Here is a 13,762-nt window from a genome sequence, read left to right on the forward strand (position 1 = left end):
GCGCAGTGTCTAAGTCGGGTCGATCAATGTTTGTTGGCACTATCATGCGCCGTGATCCGCAACCTCGACCATAGACACCTGCAGGGCGGTCTTACTTTCACGCCCGCCAACATTGCTCATTCAGTCGTGACCGGGAAGGGGACCTCCCCAGGCGTGGCGGACCGAACCTCAACGCGCCTTCCCGGGCGCCCGGCGCGGGGCGATTGCGCGGCAGACTGCGGCCTACACCACAGATGATCCATCCGATCACCGTGTTCTCGGTGAGCTTGATGAAGAAACTCTTATTTCGATACTGTCCAGGAGGACCCTGTCGTGATCACGCCTGACAACATCCTGTCTGCGCAGGAGCGTATCGCCCCTTTCATAAGGCGCACTCCGGTGCTGTCAGCCATGCAGATGCGCGATGGCAGCGGACTTGAGGGACGGGTCACGCTCAAACTCGAACTTTTGCAGGTAGCCGGCTCGTTCAAGGCGCGAGGCGCCATGAACCGGCTGAAGACCCTGCCGCCGGAAGGATTGAGGCATGGACTGGTGACCGCCTCCGGAGGCAATCACGGATTGGCTATTGCGCGCACGGCCCATGCAGCGGGCGTCGCGGCCAAAATCTTCCTGCCTTCCAATGTCGCACCCGATAAGGTCGCAATACTGCAGGGCTGGAATGCATCTATTGAAATCGTCGGCTCTGTCTGGGATGAGGCCAACGAGGCGGCCTTGGCCTTTGCGGCCGCGGCTGGCGCGACCTATGTCCATCCATTCAGCGATCCGATCGTCGTTGCCGGCCAAGGCACACTGGGTCTCGAGACTCTGGACGATATGCCGGACGTGGACACCATTTGGTCGCGATTGGGGGAGGGGGACTTATCGCAGGCCTTTCGACCGCCGTGAAGGCTCGACGTCCCCACGTCAAAGTGATCGGGATTGAGCCGGTTGGCTCGCCGACGTTGCGGGCTTGCCTTGATGCAAAACGCCTCGTCACGCTCGACGGCGTTAGCACGCGGGTCCCGACCATGGCCTGCCGGCGGACGGATGAGGCGATCTTCCAAACGGTAATCCGCCACGTCGACGACATTGTCCTCGTCACGGACGATGAGATGCAGGCCGCGGCCCGCTGGCTCTGGTTCGAGTTTGGCATTGCCGCCGATTTATCGGGAGCGGCATCGATTGCGGCCTTAAGGGCCGGGAAGGTTCCGCGTTCAGCGGACGATCACGTTTGCGCCTTGATCTGTGGCGCAGGAACAGATGGGATGGCATAGGTGGAAGCCGCATGCGATCATCATGCGGGTTGCACCTAGAGACGGCGTGCTGCCAGGCGGCGAGAGAATGGCTCAGAAACTAGGAAAGTAGGGGGTATCGATTATGCAAGTCCTGTGGCAGAACCTTACGGCCGCTGAGTTGCGTGACCGTGCCGGCCGCGGAGCCATCGTGCTCCTGCCTGTCGCATCCACCGAGCAACACGGACCGCATCTTGCCACGGGTGTCGACGATGTCCTCTGCTCGGAGGTTTGCCGCCGGGCTGCGCTGAAGCTTGCAGGCCAGAACGTCCCAGTGGTCGTCGCACCGACAATTGGGATCGGGCTTGCCGAGCACCACATGGCTTTTGGCGGCAGTCTCACCCTTACCCTGCCAACCTACCACGCGCTCCTGCGCGATCTCTGCGACTCTATACTGCGAGCCGGGTTCGGCAGGATCCTGATCGTCAACGGGCATGGCGGCAACATGAGTGCACTGAATGCCTTGACGGTTGAACTCACGCGGGAGCTGAAAGCGCCGATCGCCACCACATCCTACTGGCTTCTCGCCAATGAAGCCTTCGCAGAGATCCTTGAGGATCAGCAGTCGGTCCTGCACGCCTGCGAGGCCGAGACCTCAATGATGATGGCGGTGCGACCAGATCTGGTCGACGTCGCAGAATTACCCAATGCCCTGGGGCCGCAAGCAAGCGGAGCGGGTTCTGTGCTGAGCCCGCCATTGCACCGCTGGCGATCATTTCAAGAGTTCGCCCCGACCGGGGTGATCGGTGATGCCCGTCGCTCTTCGGCTGACAAGGGCGAGCGTCTCCTGGAGGCGGCCTCGAGCGCCCTTGCAGACCAACTGGCCCTCGGCAAACCGTGGAACTGAATATCCATTAACTTCCTTCAGCCACCTAACTTTGGAGCCGTATGGATGGTCGAGATCAATTCCACCCGTCTGCTTGATGACCTGGCGGCGCTCCGACGGATTGGTGGCCAGGGTACCGGCGTGGTGCGGGAGGCTTTTACTGCCACCGATCTGGAGGGGCGGCGTTGGCTTGCACGGCGTTTTGCGGAAGCAGGTCTGCGCCCTGTATGGGATCCAATCGGCAATTTGTTTGGCTTGCCTCCCACAGGGAGGCCTACGGTCCTCATCGGCTCCCACTCGGATACACAGCCTGAATGCGGATGGCTTGATGGAAGTTACGGTGTGGTATGCGGGCTGGAGATTGCGCGCGCAGCACAGGAAGCCGGCCTCCAGGGTCTCGCCGTTGTTTCCTTCGCTGACGAGGAGGGATCCTTCGAGCCGCTCTTGGGAAGCCGGGTGTGGAGCGGCGAGTTGCCCTTCTCGGCAATCCAGGACAGGACTGACCGCAGAGGTCGTAGGCTCCGCGATGTTCTTGCCGGCATGCCTGAATTGAGAGCCGCGGAACAGGTCCCACCTCAGCTCTTCAAAGCCTACATCGAAGCCCACATCGAGCAGGGCCCTGTTCTGGACGACGCCGGCGAAGCGATCGGTGTGGTCGAGACGATTGTTGGGATGCAGCACGTCGAGGTGGCGATCATGGGCGATCAGAACCATGCCGGAACCACTCCGATGGATCGCCGGCAAGACGCTGTCATGGGCTTTGTGGCTTTTGCCCATGCGGTGGACGAAGCGTTTCGCTCCGAGGCCGGCCCGTCCACTGTGTGGACCTTCGGGCGCGTGACGGTCAGCCCGAACGCCACATCCATCGTGCCGGGCCGTACCGACGCAACGCTACAGATCCGCGATCCCGAACAAGCCCGCCTCAACCGCCTAACTGCACGTGCCCAGATGATTGCAAAAAACATCAGCGCGAATGGATCGATTGAAATCAGGACGCAAGTGACCGCTAAACTCCCTCCAGCTCCTCTCAATGCAGCACTGGTTAGCACGCTCACCAGTGCTGCTGAGCGTCTGGTCCCACGACGGTGGTGGCGGATGGTATCCGGCGCCCTGCATGATGCGGTGCCCGTGAGTCGCATCATGCCAAGTGCCATGCTGTTTGTGCCATCGATTGCCGGTAAGAGCCACTGAACCGCTCCGGGATTCCCGGAGGCTCCAACTCCTGACAGGATGGAGCCATGACAAAGCGAACACCCCCTTATTCTCCAGAGGTCCGCGAGCGGGCGGTCCGGATGGTTTTCGATCACCGCAACGAGTACGCCTCGCAGTATGAGGCGATCCTGTCGATCGCAGCGAAGATCGGCTGCTCGCGCGAGACGCTGCGCCAGTGGGTGCGGCAGGCGGAGCGCGATCAAGGCCTTCGCCCTGGGCCGACGAGCGCGGAGCAGGAGAAGATCAAGGCACTCGAGCGTGAGGTGCGGGAACTGCGCCAGGCCAACGAGATCCTGCGCAAGGCCAGCGCGTATTTTGCCCAGGCGGAGCTCGACCGCCGCTTCAAGCCATGAAGGCGTTTATCGACGAGCATGGTGAGGTTTACGGGGTCGAGCCGATCTGCCGTGTTCTGCCGATCGCCCCGTCGACCTACTACGAACATGCCGCCTGCAAGGCCGATCCGGACCGCAGACCAGCCCGCGAGCGCCGGGATGCCGAACTCAGCCAGGAGATCCGCCGGGTCTTTGCGGAAAACTTCGGGGTCTATGGGGTGCGCAAGGTCTGGCGCCAGCTGCAGCGTGAAGGGATCGATGTTGCGCGCTGCACGGTCGCCCGGCTGATGCGGCAGATGGGCCTGAAGGGTGTGGTTCGCGGCAAGAGCATCAGGACGACCGTCAGCGACGCTGGCGCGCCGTGCCCGCGCGACCGGGTCAACCGGCAGTTCAACGCGCCGCGGCCGAACGCCTTGTGGGTCAGCGACTTCACGTTTGTCGCAACCTGGTCGGGCTTCGTCTATGTGGCCTTCGTGATCGATGCCTTCGCTCGCCGGATCGTGGGCTGGCGGGTGTCACGCTCGGCCCGGGCCGAGCTCGTGCTCGATGCCCTGGAGCAGGCTCTCCATGGCCGGCAGCCTTGGCGAACCAGCCTCATCCACCACAGCGATAGAGGGGTTCAATATGTGTCGATTAAATACACCGAACGCCTCGCCGAGGCGGGCATCGAGCCATCGGTCGGCAGTGTCGGCGACTCGTACGACAATGCCTTGGCGGAAACCGTCATCGGCCTGTTCAAGACCGAGGTGATCCATCGGCGTGGTCCGTGGCGCTCGTTTGAGGCGGTTGAGTTTGCCACTCTCGAATGGGTCGATTGGTACAACAATCGGCGCCTGCTCGAGTCCATCGGCAGCATTCCGCCCGCCGAAGCGGAAGCTGCCTACTATGCGAAGCTTGAGGTCATGCCAATGGCCGCGTAGAATCCAAGCCCACCGGCCTCCGGAAAACTCGGCGCGGTTCACACTGCTTTGAGGAAGACACCCGGTCTAGCGATCTTATCCAAGGTTGCGCCGTTCTCGGTGCGGCAGTCGAGGAAATGCTAGTGCCGCCACTCAGCCCTTGAGCCGTCAGCTCCTGCTGGCTGCATACACTGGGGCTTCGCCGCCTTCAATAATCCGGCGCACACGATTAACAGCTGCCACGCTGCTCGTTGAGCGGATACAGGTTCCGGACCATAGCGTGAAAGCGGGGGTATCCAGGTAGGCGTGCCGCCAACAAGAAGCCTGGTTGTTGTTGCCACGTAGGTCTACGACGGGAAAATTTCACAGGGCTACGGCTTCAGAGGGGGTAGCAATACGCTCCAGAAGACCAGTCCAGTTTTCGCCAGCTATCTCCCTGGCACCAACGTTTGCCTTCGATGCTGGCGCGTGAGCCACGACAGAGCAGAAGAGGCTGCAGGGGTACTTCGATCAATGGGCAGCGGACATACGTACAGGGCGCATTGTCGGCTCTGCGGACTGGATAGGCTTACCTGCCTGCATTGTCATGGTTGGGGTTGCGCCAGACCCCACGAAAGCGGGGCCTGGGTTATAGACTGGAGGCAACCGCGTCCTATTGCACGGGCGTTGGGATGATCGGCAGGATGATCCGGGAGGGATGATCCGCGTCATGCAGGATCGTTTGGTCCGCAACCTTGAAGGATGTCTCCTGACCGAACTCAGTACCCGTGTTCGGATTGCGGTCATAGTGCGGGAAGTTCGAGCTGGAGATTTCAAGTCCGATGTGGTGGCCCGGCCGGAACAGGTTCGACGTGGGCCAGAGGTCGATCTTGTACTCATAGACCTTCCCCGGCTCGATAGGCGTCCGCCTCTCAAGCGACTCCCGTGAGCTGGCACGGATGATCCCATTGCCAAGATTGTAGACCTTGCCATCCGGATGAACATCGACGAGTTTGGCGGTGAAATCCGTGTCCGGGGCTGATGACTGCGCATACAGGATCACCTGAACCGGTCCGGTCACCTCCATGCTCTGCTCAAGAGGTGGGGTCATGTACACCAGAACGTCGGCCCGGTCTTCGATCTTGGCCTGATCGTAAGGTCCGACCGGTGCCACATCCGGCGTGCAGCATGAATGCCCGCCCGCGCTTGGGACAGGATTGGCCGGGTCATAGCGGTACTTGTCGAGCGCCTGGCTGGCCGCCTGCTTCTCAAGCGAGAGGGACCCGTTGCCATAACGGGTGTTGGCCTGCCCCATGCTATGCAGGTAGTATGGCGTGAACCTGGTCTCCGGCAGCGGCCAGCTGTCTGCTTTGCGCCAGGTGTTGGCACCCATCACGAACACCCGAACCGGCTTTTCGGTATCGACCCCGTTGACCTGACCTTTCAGCCAGTAATCGAACCAGCGCAGATGCAGCCGGTCGATCGGGTTCGCTGCCTCTGGGCCAAAGTCGATTTCGCCAACCTTCTGAACCCAGGGCAGATGGATCCACGGCCCAATCACCAGATGCTGGCCCTTGCGAGCGGCCTCCGAGCCGCCCTTCTCGCGCATGCCCATGAAGTTTTCGGTTCCCCCCTTCATGAACACGTCGTACCAGCCGGCGAAGTTCAGGGCCGGCACCTGGATGTCCTGATACTTGGTTCGAATGCTCCACTGCTTCCAGTACTCGTCCCAGGTATCGTGCGCGACCCAGTCGGCATAATAAGGTGCGATCCGCTGGTCGTTTTGGGAGTTCGGCAGATAGTCGCTGATCGGCACGTGCTTATACAGGGCTGGCAGGTCAGAGGCTGCCTTTTGGATCTCGTCGAGCAGCTGCTGATCACCCTGCCGGCGGACTCCTGACATGGCGATTGAGGTCAGCGGCCATGACTGCTTGAACGCAAGCGAGAAGGCGCCGCCCTCGTACGACCAGCCGTCGTAGTAGTCCGACGAGGTGTGGGCGGGGGCGATCGCCACCAGATGCGGCGGCTTTTCCGCTGCAGCAAGCCACTGCGTCGCTCCGACGTAGGAGAAGCCGTACATGCCGACCTTGCCATTCGACCCAGGCAGTTGGGCTGCCCATTCCACCGTGTCGTAGCCGTCCTTGCCTTCATCGCGGAACGGGTAGAACTCGCCTTGTGACTTGTACTGTCCGCGCACATCCTGGATCACCACGATGTAGCAGTGAGAGGCATACTCCTCCGGTTTGGCATAGACGTAGGTCTGTGCCGCATCTTTGTTGTAGGGGAGGCGCATCAAGAGGACCGGATAGCTCCCGGGTTCCTGGGGCCGGTACACATCCGCCATCAGCACAGCGCCGTCCCGCATTTTGGCGGCGACATCCGCCTCCTTCTTGACCGAGCATGGTCCCTTATCGAGGGCAGCCCATGCGGGGGACGCGGACGCGAGAACCACAACTGCTACAAACACAAAGGTGCAGGTTGCAGATCGATGATCCTTAGGGGTTCGGTTGGGCGTCCAAGCCTTTTGCCGTGTACTGACCGAGGACGTAGGCGCTCGTACCCGAGTTCGATTCTTCATTGAGTTTTCCTCCCGTTCTATGATTGCCTAGAAAGTCAGTCCGGCTCGCCTCCCGTTGGCTACTCGGCACGCAACGTGAGCCGAGAAACGGAATGCTCGCTCTTGATCAAAGGAGAGACAATTGCATTTCCGGCTATGGAGCTATCGCTGCGAGGCTCTTTGCATAATCAATGCTGGCTATTACTATACGCCAGCCTGAAGAATCAGCCTTTGCTTGTGAGCACGGATTATTGGCCCGTCGCATGGATCAGGGCGCTGTCAAAGATCATGCTCGGCCAGTTCTGACCGACGCCCATTGTGACTGTTTGCTCTCGCAATTCCCAGTTCAGGATCTCAGAGCGGCGAGAGGCGATTGCGAAATATCAGCTTCCCTTGCATGACGGACGCGCCGCATCGCCGAAGATGGGCGTCAGCTGCGCTTGTAGATGAGCATTTCGAACTGCCCCTATCCAGAATTCAATTACTCTCTTAACAGTTCAAGCTTGATGGAAATAATTGTCAAGCCGTGGTCGTGAGTTTTCATCTGCTGACCGAGCGATTGGCTATCCAGCACTGCTCTCCGGGGCGCAGTGTTCTTTTGGAGAAAACATGATCCGGAGCGCGGAGATCGTGCCTCACTGCCCGGTGAAAGTGGCTTATACTTCTCGCACGGCCCCAGCCCAAGTGCGACTAGCTGTTATATACGCTATCGCGTCACGAGGGCCGTGATCCTGTCTATCCGAACTCTCGCCAACCTGTCAGCACGCACTACAAACCGGCGATATTAATAGGTTGCACGTCCGCCAGAGACATCGAAGACGCCGCCTGTGCTGAAGGAGCATCCCTCTCTTGCGAGCCAGCAGATCAGGGACGTTACTTCGTCCACTGTCCCGAACCGCGCCATCGGAATCTTGGACAGCATGAAGTCGATGTGACTTTGGCTCATCTGGTCAAAGATCGGCGTATGCACGGCAGCAGGGGTGACACAGTTCACGGTGATGTTGCTCTTGGCCAGTTCCTTGCGGAGGGACTTGGTCAGGCCGATCACCCCTGCCTTCGAGGCACTGTAGGCCGATGCATTCGGGTTGCCTTCCTTGCCGGCGATAGAGGCGACGTTGATGATGCGGCCATAGCCGCCCTTGAGCATCTCTGACACAATGGCGCGGTTGCAATAGAAGAGGCCGTTCAGATTTACCTCTATTACGCGACGCCAGGCATCGATTGGGTATTCACTTAGAGCAGTGTTCGGGCCTGTGATGCCGGCACTGGCGATGAGGATGTCGACGCGCACCGCTACAGTCCCGGAACCGATCGTCTCACGGGCGGAAGCAATCGCATTGGCGTCCATATCCCAAATCGCCACTTGAGCACCCTCCGCGGCAAGTCTGACACTTACTCCGAGGCCGATGCCTGATGCGCCCCCGGTCACGATGGCCCTACGACCGTCAAATCGCCGATTGCTGCTCATTGCTCACCTATTTTGTGCCCTAACGACTTTGGAAACAGCGAATTTCGTTACCGTCCCCAGCGCAGCACCATCGCGATTAGACTACGGAATACCCGCCATCAATGGTCAGAATCGATCCAGTAATAAAGGCTGCTGCAGGCGAGCAGAGGAAGAGTACACCCCCAACCAAGTCATGTGGCGTACCCCAGCGCTTCAAAGGCGTACGCTCAAGAATAGCGCGGTTGCGATCTTCATTTTGGTGCAAAGCAGCCGTTAACGGCGTCTGGATCCACCCAGGCGCAATTGCATTGACGCGAATGCCATCTGCCGCGAACGCGATGGCGAGCGACTTCGTTAGTTGGACTATGCCGCCCTTGCTCGCGGCATAGCCGGGCACGAGCCCGCCGCCAAAGAAGGATAGCATCGACGCCAGATTCACGATCGATCCCTGAGATCGGGCAAGAAGCGGCCTCGCGGCCGTGCACACGCGCATGGTTCCCGTAAGATTGATGTCGATCACGTCTTCGAAGACCGAAGGCTCGAATTCCTCGACGCGCCGGATGATGCCAGCGCAGTTTACGACGACGTCGAGGGCGCCGAGTTCACCCACCAGCGCTTCCACGGCCCGGCCATCCCGCACATCGAGCACGCGACAATCGGCTGGGGCCATGGCTTCCCTAACCTTATCGACTTCGCCGCGCGAGACCCCTGTGGCGATCACCTCGGCGCCGGCTTCGAGAAACCCCTGTGCGATACCGGCTCCGATACCAGAGGTTCCGCCTGTGACGAGCACGCGCTTTCCGGAATACCACTGCGCAGCCCAATGACCCGAGGGTGCGGGAGCGCTCGACGTTCCGCGATCGGTTGTCCTGTCCGTCATTCCTTGGTCCTCGTTGGCATCAGCGCACGAACTGGTCGACGTAGTCAGCTCCGAGGCCGACCTCAGTGTAGTGCTTCCGGCACATGTCGATCTTCGTAAACACGTCCTCGAAGCCTACGTGCTTGTTGTCCTGATCGACGTAGTACATGCAGCCGCTGATGTTGAAGAACGTGATCATCTCCTGAACGTCGTCCGGCACGACCAGGGTGTGTATCTCGCCGGGCGGCTCAAACACGTAGGAGCCCTCGGTAGCAACCCAGTCATGCTCGAGGTAGCGCCATGAGCCCTTCAGGACGAAGCCGTGGACCGGGCTGGGATGCAGATGCCGCGAGAGGACGCCGGCGCGCCGGACGCGCAGAAGGTTGCACCATTGCCCCTGAAGCGTGTTGAGCATGAGAGGGCGGAACCAGACGTTTGGCGCCTGTGGCACCCAGACACGTTCGTCCTCAGGGATTGCCGTGACGGCAATTTCCTGAGGAGCGAGAACATGGGTCGAGCCTTTCATAGCGTGATACATGAGATCTTCTCCTGCGCTCAGACGGTTATAGGGGCGGACTTCGACTTTCGGGACGCCCAGATCGTCCAGGCCACCATGCCGATGGTGATCGCAGCCAGCACAGCCGCGATCGGGCGGTCCACGAGGCCGATCGGATTGCCGTCGGCCTTGATCATCGAGTTGATGAAGTTCTCCTCCAAGAGCGGCCCGAGGACCACCCCAAGGATCGTTGGTGCAACCGGAAAGCCGTTCTCCTCCATGATAAAGGCCAAAACCCCGAAGCCGAGCATCAGTCCGACATCGAACAGCGAGTTGTTGATGGCGAAGGCACCAACGATGGCGAAGAGCAGGATGATCGGCATGAGGATGTCGCGAGGAACGCGCAGGATCTTGGTTGCTACCTTGATCATCGCCCAGCCCAGCGGAAGCATCAGGAGGTTGGCCAGGACGAACACCAGAAAGAGAGCGTAAACGTTCTGCGGGTTGTTCACAAAGATCGTCGGCCCCGGCGCCATGTTCTTCATATAGAGAACCCCGATGGCGATGGCTGTGATCGAGTCGCCAGGGATACCGAACACCAGGGCCGGGATCCAGGCGCCGGCCAGCGAGCTGTTGTTTGATGCCCCAGCCTCGATGAGACCTTCCGGATGCCCAGTGCCGAATTTCTCGGGCTCCTTGGAGAACCGCTTGCTCATCGCATAGGACATCCACGCTGCCATGTCCGCGCCGCTGCCGGGCTGGATGCCAATGACCGTTCCAAGGGCGCTGCCGCGGATGAGCTGCCAAGGATACTGCTTCGTCAACTTCCACATGTTGGCGAAGATCGGCCCGATATGGGTCACAGCGATCTGAGCCTTCGCCTCTTTCGACACCATGTGCCGTAAAACCTCGGATACCGCGAACATCCCGACCATCATGGGAATGAGCGATATACCGCCGAGCAGGCCCGTCGTGCCGAAGGTGAACCGGGGCTGGCCTGCCGGGTTGTCCATGCCGATCAGCGCGATGGCAAGGCCCAGCAGGAGCGCGATGCAGGCCTTCAGGGGGCTTGCGGAGCCGATGAACACAGCGCCGCCCAGGCCCATGGCCACGATCCAGAAGAACTCGACGGATCCGAAGCCCAGTGCAAACTCGGCGATGGCTGGCGACGCGACCATCATGACCGCCGTCCCGAACAAGCCGCCCAACACCGAGAAATACAAGCCGATCCCGAGGGCGAGTTCCGGCTTCCCCTTCAGGGTCAGCTGATAGGAGTCCTCGACATAGGCCGCCGATGCGGGCGTGCCGGGAATGCGCAGGAGGCATCCGGGGATATCGCCGGAGAAAATCGCCATGGTGCTGGTGGTGACGATGGCGGCCACCGCGGGGACCGGCGGCATGAAGAAGGTCAGCGGCACGAGAAGCGCCGTCGCCATGGTGGCCGAGAGGCCGGGAATGCAGCCCACGACGAGCCCGTAGACAGCCGAGGCGACAATCACCGCGAGCACGTAGGGCTCGAACACCATTCCGAAGGCTGTCAGATAAGCGTCAAGCATGAAACATCACCACCGCACGGGGTCCATAATCCCCCAGGGAAGCTGCACGCTGAGGCCCACGTAGAAGATCGTGTGGACGAGAAGCGCGACGCAGATGGATAGGAGGGCAGCCCGGACGGGCCGCACGTGGCCGGACAGGAACAGGCAGACCAAGATCGCCACCGCCGTTGGCAGAAAGCCGAGCATCTCAACGAAGCTCACATATGCAAACACCGCCATTGGCACGAGAAGGAAGCGGGCGACGAGCCAAGGACGGCGGGTCCATTCGGACCATGCAAAGAGCGGTGCGTGGCCGGCGGACTGCAATCCGCCGGTCATCATGATGATCGAGCACAGGGCGAGCAGGCTTGCGATGACGAGTGGAAAGGTCGAGGGACCGAAGATCTGCTCGCCCGGATTTGGGAGGTTCCAGGCTCCGAGCCCCAGCCCGACGGCCAGGATCAGAAACAGGGCCCCACCGGCCACGTCATTGATCTTCATGAGGCGCTCTCCTTGGCGTCTACGTGGGCAATGGTCCAGCCGACCGACCGGTCCCTGCCAGCATCCATGCTCGAAGTCATTATGGCTGTGCTTGTGTCAGGTGTCCCTGCTTACTGACGCAGCTTCAGGCCAAGATCTGCCATCACCTCGCCATTGTTCTTGTGCTGCTCCGCCAGGAAGGTTCGGAAGGCGTCGCCCTTCTCGAAAGCGTAGCCGAAGCCGCGCTCGTTTAGGAAAGCCGTGTACTCGGGCCCGGTCGCGACCTTTTCAACCGCGGCTACCAAACGTGCCGTTACTTCCGGCGGAAGGCCGGCCGGCGCCGCGATGCCGCGCCATGTTCCGCCCGAATAATCCTTGCCGGTGGCTTCCTTGACCGTAGGCACATTCGGGAACGCCGCGATCTTCTCCTTGGCGAGGACCGCGAGCGACTTCACCCGCCCGGCATCGATCATCGGCTTGCCTTCCGGCAGCGAGGACGGGACGATCTGGACGCCCCCAGAGGCCAGTTCCTGGAAACCGGGAGCCGCGCCCTGGCTCGGCACAACGGTCACGCTTTTGGGGTTGATGCCTTCGAGCTTCAGCAGGCCCGCGAAGGCGAGGTGATAGGCCGCGCCGGCGGCCATGCCCGAGAGCTTGTAATGCCCGACGGGCTGCTTGCGAATGTCCTCCAGCGCTCCTTTGAGATCCTGCCAGGAGCTGGAGGCAGAAACGTTGAAGGCGGAGGCGTCGAAGTTGACGAGCGCAATCGGCGTCAACTGCTCATAGGTGAACGGGGCCGTGTTGGACCAGTAATAGGTGGTGACCTCGGCGGTCGCCAGACCGATGGTGTAGCCATCCGGTTTTGCATTGACGATCTCCGTATGCCCGACTACACCGCCCCCGCCGGTGCGGTTGACCACATTGATCGGCTTCCCCAGCTCCTTCTCCAGCCCTGCCGCGAGCATGCGAGCGACGGCATCGGTTCCGCCGCCGGCGGCCCATGGGACGATCAGCGTAATCGGTCGCTCAGGCCATGCCGCTTGAGCGGGCAGGCTTGCCACGGCGGCCAGCGCTGCGAGGGCGAGTACTTTCTTTAGCTTCATGGCGCTTCTCCCTTGGTTTTCTTGGGGTTTCACTTTTCCGAGATGCTTTTTTGCTCTTGGACGTCTCACTGGGCTCGATGGAAAGGTGATGGAACGTGTAGCCCAGGACCCGCTCCATGGCCCGTTGGGCTTCGCCGGCATTGCCTCGCACGATCGCGTGTGCGACGGCGGCATGGTTCTCCAGGTTTCCACTGAACGCCTCAACGGCCACATCGAACACGGCACTTAGAATGGCCTCGATGGCGCCGCGAAAGCTTCGCAGGACTGGATTGTGGGTTGCCTCCAAGATCGACAGGTGGAAATCCTTATCGGCCGCGATGGCAGCGTTCGGGTCGGTCTGCCCGCGTTCCATGGCCTCAAGCGCAGCCATGATCCGATTCAAGTCGTCGGGTTCGGCTCGCTGCGCGGCGAGTGCCGCGGCGGCGGGTTCGATAATGGCCCGCGTCTCCTCGAAGGCCAGAAGCAGGGCTCGATCGAGGCCCTCGTCCCCAGCAAGCCATCCAAGGAGCTCCTGATCAAGCAGGCTCCAATCATGGCGGGGCTTGACATGGGTCCCGAACCGCGGCCGGACGCTGACCAGCCCCTTCGCGGCCAGCATCTTGATCGCCTCCCGCACGACACCGCGGCTGGCCCCGAATCGCGCCTCCAGCTCATGCTCGGGCGGAAGGGCCTGCCCGGGCAGAAAGGTGCCGCGCACGATCTCGGACCCTAGGCCCGATACCACCGCGCCGATCTTCCCCGGCTTGGAACCCTGCCGCATCGCCGT

At 61.1% G+C, this 13,762-nt stretch carries 11 protein-coding genes, 1 pseudogene and 1 other annotated feature; of the genes and pseudogenes, 4 read left to right on the forward strand and 8 right to left on the reverse strand.

Annotation, left to right across the window (positions count from 1 at the left end; translation table 11 throughout):
- The first annotated feature begins 396 nt into the window (after positions 1 to 396).
- The 4 genes and pseudogenes from BB934_RS29045 (at position 397) to BB934_RS29060 (ending at position 4,561) form a co-directional block, all read left to right on the forward strand.
- A pseudogene (locus tag BB934_RS29045) lies at positions 397 to 1,253 on the forward strand (pyridoxal-phosphate dependent enzyme).
- A 103-nt stretch (positions 1,254 to 1,356) separates the two neighbouring features.
- Positions 1,357 to 2,118: a creatininase family protein gene (locus BB934_RS29050; RefSeq protein WP_335645649.1), complete on the forward strand. Its 762-nt coding sequence runs from the start codon at positions 1,357 to 1,359 to the stop codon at positions 2,116 to 2,118.
- Positions 2,119 to 2,163: 45 nt separating this feature from the next.
- Positions 2,164 to 3,288, forward strand: a complete 1,125-nt coding sequence (locus tag BB934_RS29055; RefSeq protein WP_099513426.1) for a hydantoinase/carbamoylase family amidase — start codon at positions 2,164 to 2,166, stop codon at positions 3,286 to 3,288.
- 47 nt (positions 3,289 to 3,335) lie between these two features.
- Positions 3,336 to 4,561 (forward strand): IS3 family transposase gene (locus BB934_RS29060; protein ID WP_099513427.1). Its coding sequence is split into 2 segments (ribosomal slippage): positions 3,336 to 3,624 and positions 3,624 to 4,561, totalling 1,227 coding nucleotides; the frame shifts between segments, so codons are not numbered across the junction.
- Positions 3,617 to 3,733, forward strand: a sequence feature (AL1L pseudoknot). Its footprint overlaps the gene before it by 117 nt.
- Before the next feature lie 631 nt (positions 4,562 to 5,192).
- Here BB934_RS29060 and BB934_RS29065 read toward each other — a convergent pair.
- The 8 genes from BB934_RS29065 to BB934_RS29100 form a co-directional block, all read right to left on the reverse strand.
- Entirely contained in the window at positions 5,193 to 6,884 is a 1,692-nt protein-coding gene (locus BB934_RS29065; protein ID WP_157934387.1) for a CocE/NonD family hydrolase, read from the reverse strand.
- A gap of 976 nt (positions 6,885 to 7,860) precedes the next feature.
- On the reverse strand, positions 7,861 to 8,544 hold the full coding sequence (locus BB934_RS29070; protein ID WP_099513429.1) for an SDR family NAD(P)-dependent oxidoreductase: 684 nt from the start codon (positions 8,542 to 8,544) through the stop codon (positions 7,861 to 7,863).
- A gap of 76 nt (positions 8,545 to 8,620) precedes the next feature.
- Entirely contained in the window at positions 8,621 to 9,403 is a 783-nt protein-coding gene (locus BB934_RS29075) for an SDR family NAD(P)-dependent oxidoreductase (protein WP_099513430.1), read from the reverse strand.
- A gap of 19 nt (positions 9,404 to 9,422) precedes the next feature.
- The gene (locus BB934_RS29080; RefSeq protein ID WP_237050473.1) at positions 9,423 to 9,920 is read right to left on the reverse strand and encodes a 2,4'-dihydroxyacetophenone dioxygenase family protein; all 498 of its coding nucleotides are present in this window, start codon (positions 9,918 to 9,920) and stop codon (positions 9,423 to 9,425) included.
- A 17-nt stretch (positions 9,921 to 9,937) separates the two neighbouring features.
- A complete protein-coding gene (locus BB934_RS29085) occupies positions 9,938 to 11,434 on the reverse strand; it encodes a tripartite tricarboxylate transporter permease (protein ID WP_099513431.1) in 1,497 nt (498 codons plus the stop codon).
- 6 nt (positions 11,435 to 11,440) lie between these two features.
- The gene (locus BB934_RS29090) at positions 11,441 to 11,914 is read right to left on the reverse strand and encodes a tripartite tricarboxylate transporter TctB family protein (protein WP_099513432.1); all 474 of its coding nucleotides are present in this window, start codon (positions 11,912 to 11,914) and stop codon (positions 11,441 to 11,443) included.
- Between the two features lie 110 nt (positions 11,915 to 12,024).
- Positions 12,025 to 12,996, reverse strand: a complete 972-nt coding sequence (locus BB934_RS29095) for a tripartite tricarboxylate transporter substrate binding protein (protein ID WP_099513433.1) — start codon at positions 12,994 to 12,996, stop codon at positions 12,025 to 12,027.
- Positions 12,920 to 13,756, reverse strand: coding sequence for a FadR/GntR family transcriptional regulator (locus tag BB934_RS29100; protein ID WP_099513434.1), 837 nt, complete (start codon positions 13,754 to 13,756; stop codon positions 12,920 to 12,922). Before BB934_RS29100 ends, BB934_RS29095 begins: the two co-directional genes overlap by 77 nt.
- Positions 13,757 to 13,762 lie beyond the last annotated feature (6 nt).

It is taken from the genome of Microvirga ossetica (assembly GCF_002741015.1).
Taxonomy (GTDB): Bacteria; Pseudomonadota; Alphaproteobacteria; order Rhizobiales; family Beijerinckiaceae; genus Microvirga; species Microvirga ossetica.

Coding starts and splice junctions, on each gene's coding strand:
- BB934_RS29095 (WP_099513433.1), bottom strand. CDS start 12,996: ATGAAGCTAAAGAAAGTACTCGCCCTCGCAGCGCTGGCCGCCGTGGCA.
- BB934_RS29085 (WP_099513431.1), bottom strand. CDS start 11,434: ATGCTTGACGCTTATCTGACAGCCTTCGGAATGGTGTTCGAGCCCTAC.
- BB934_RS29090 (WP_099513432.1), bottom strand. CDS start 11,914: ATGAAGATCAATGACGTGGCCGGTGGGGCCCTGTTTCTGATCCTGGCC.
- BB934_RS29065 (WP_157934387.1), bottom strand. CDS start 6,884: ATGCGGGACGGCGCTGTGCTGATGGCGGATGTGTACCGGCCCCAGGAA.
- BB934_RS29050 (WP_335645649.1), top strand. CDS start 1,357: ATGCAAGTCCTGTGGCAGAACCTTACGGCCGCTGAGTTGCGTGACCGT.
- BB934_RS29075 (WP_099513430.1), bottom strand. CDS start 9,403: ATGACGGACAGGACAACCGATCGCGGAACGTCGAGCGCTCCCGCACCC.
- BB934_RS29070 (WP_099513429.1), bottom strand. CDS start 8,544: ATGAGCAGCAATCGGCGATTTGACGGTCGTAGGGCCATCGTGACCGGG.
- BB934_RS29055 (WP_099513426.1), top strand. CDS start 2,164: ATGGTCGAGATCAATTCCACCCGTCTGCTTGATGACCTGGCGGCGCTC.
- BB934_RS29080 (WP_237050473.1), bottom strand. CDS start 9,920: ATGTATCACGCTATGAAAGGCTCGACCCATGTTCTCGCTCCTCAGGAA.
- BB934_RS29100 (WP_099513434.1), bottom strand. CDS start 13,756: ATGCGGCAGGGTTCCAAGCCGGGGAAGATCGGCGCGGTGGTATCGGGC.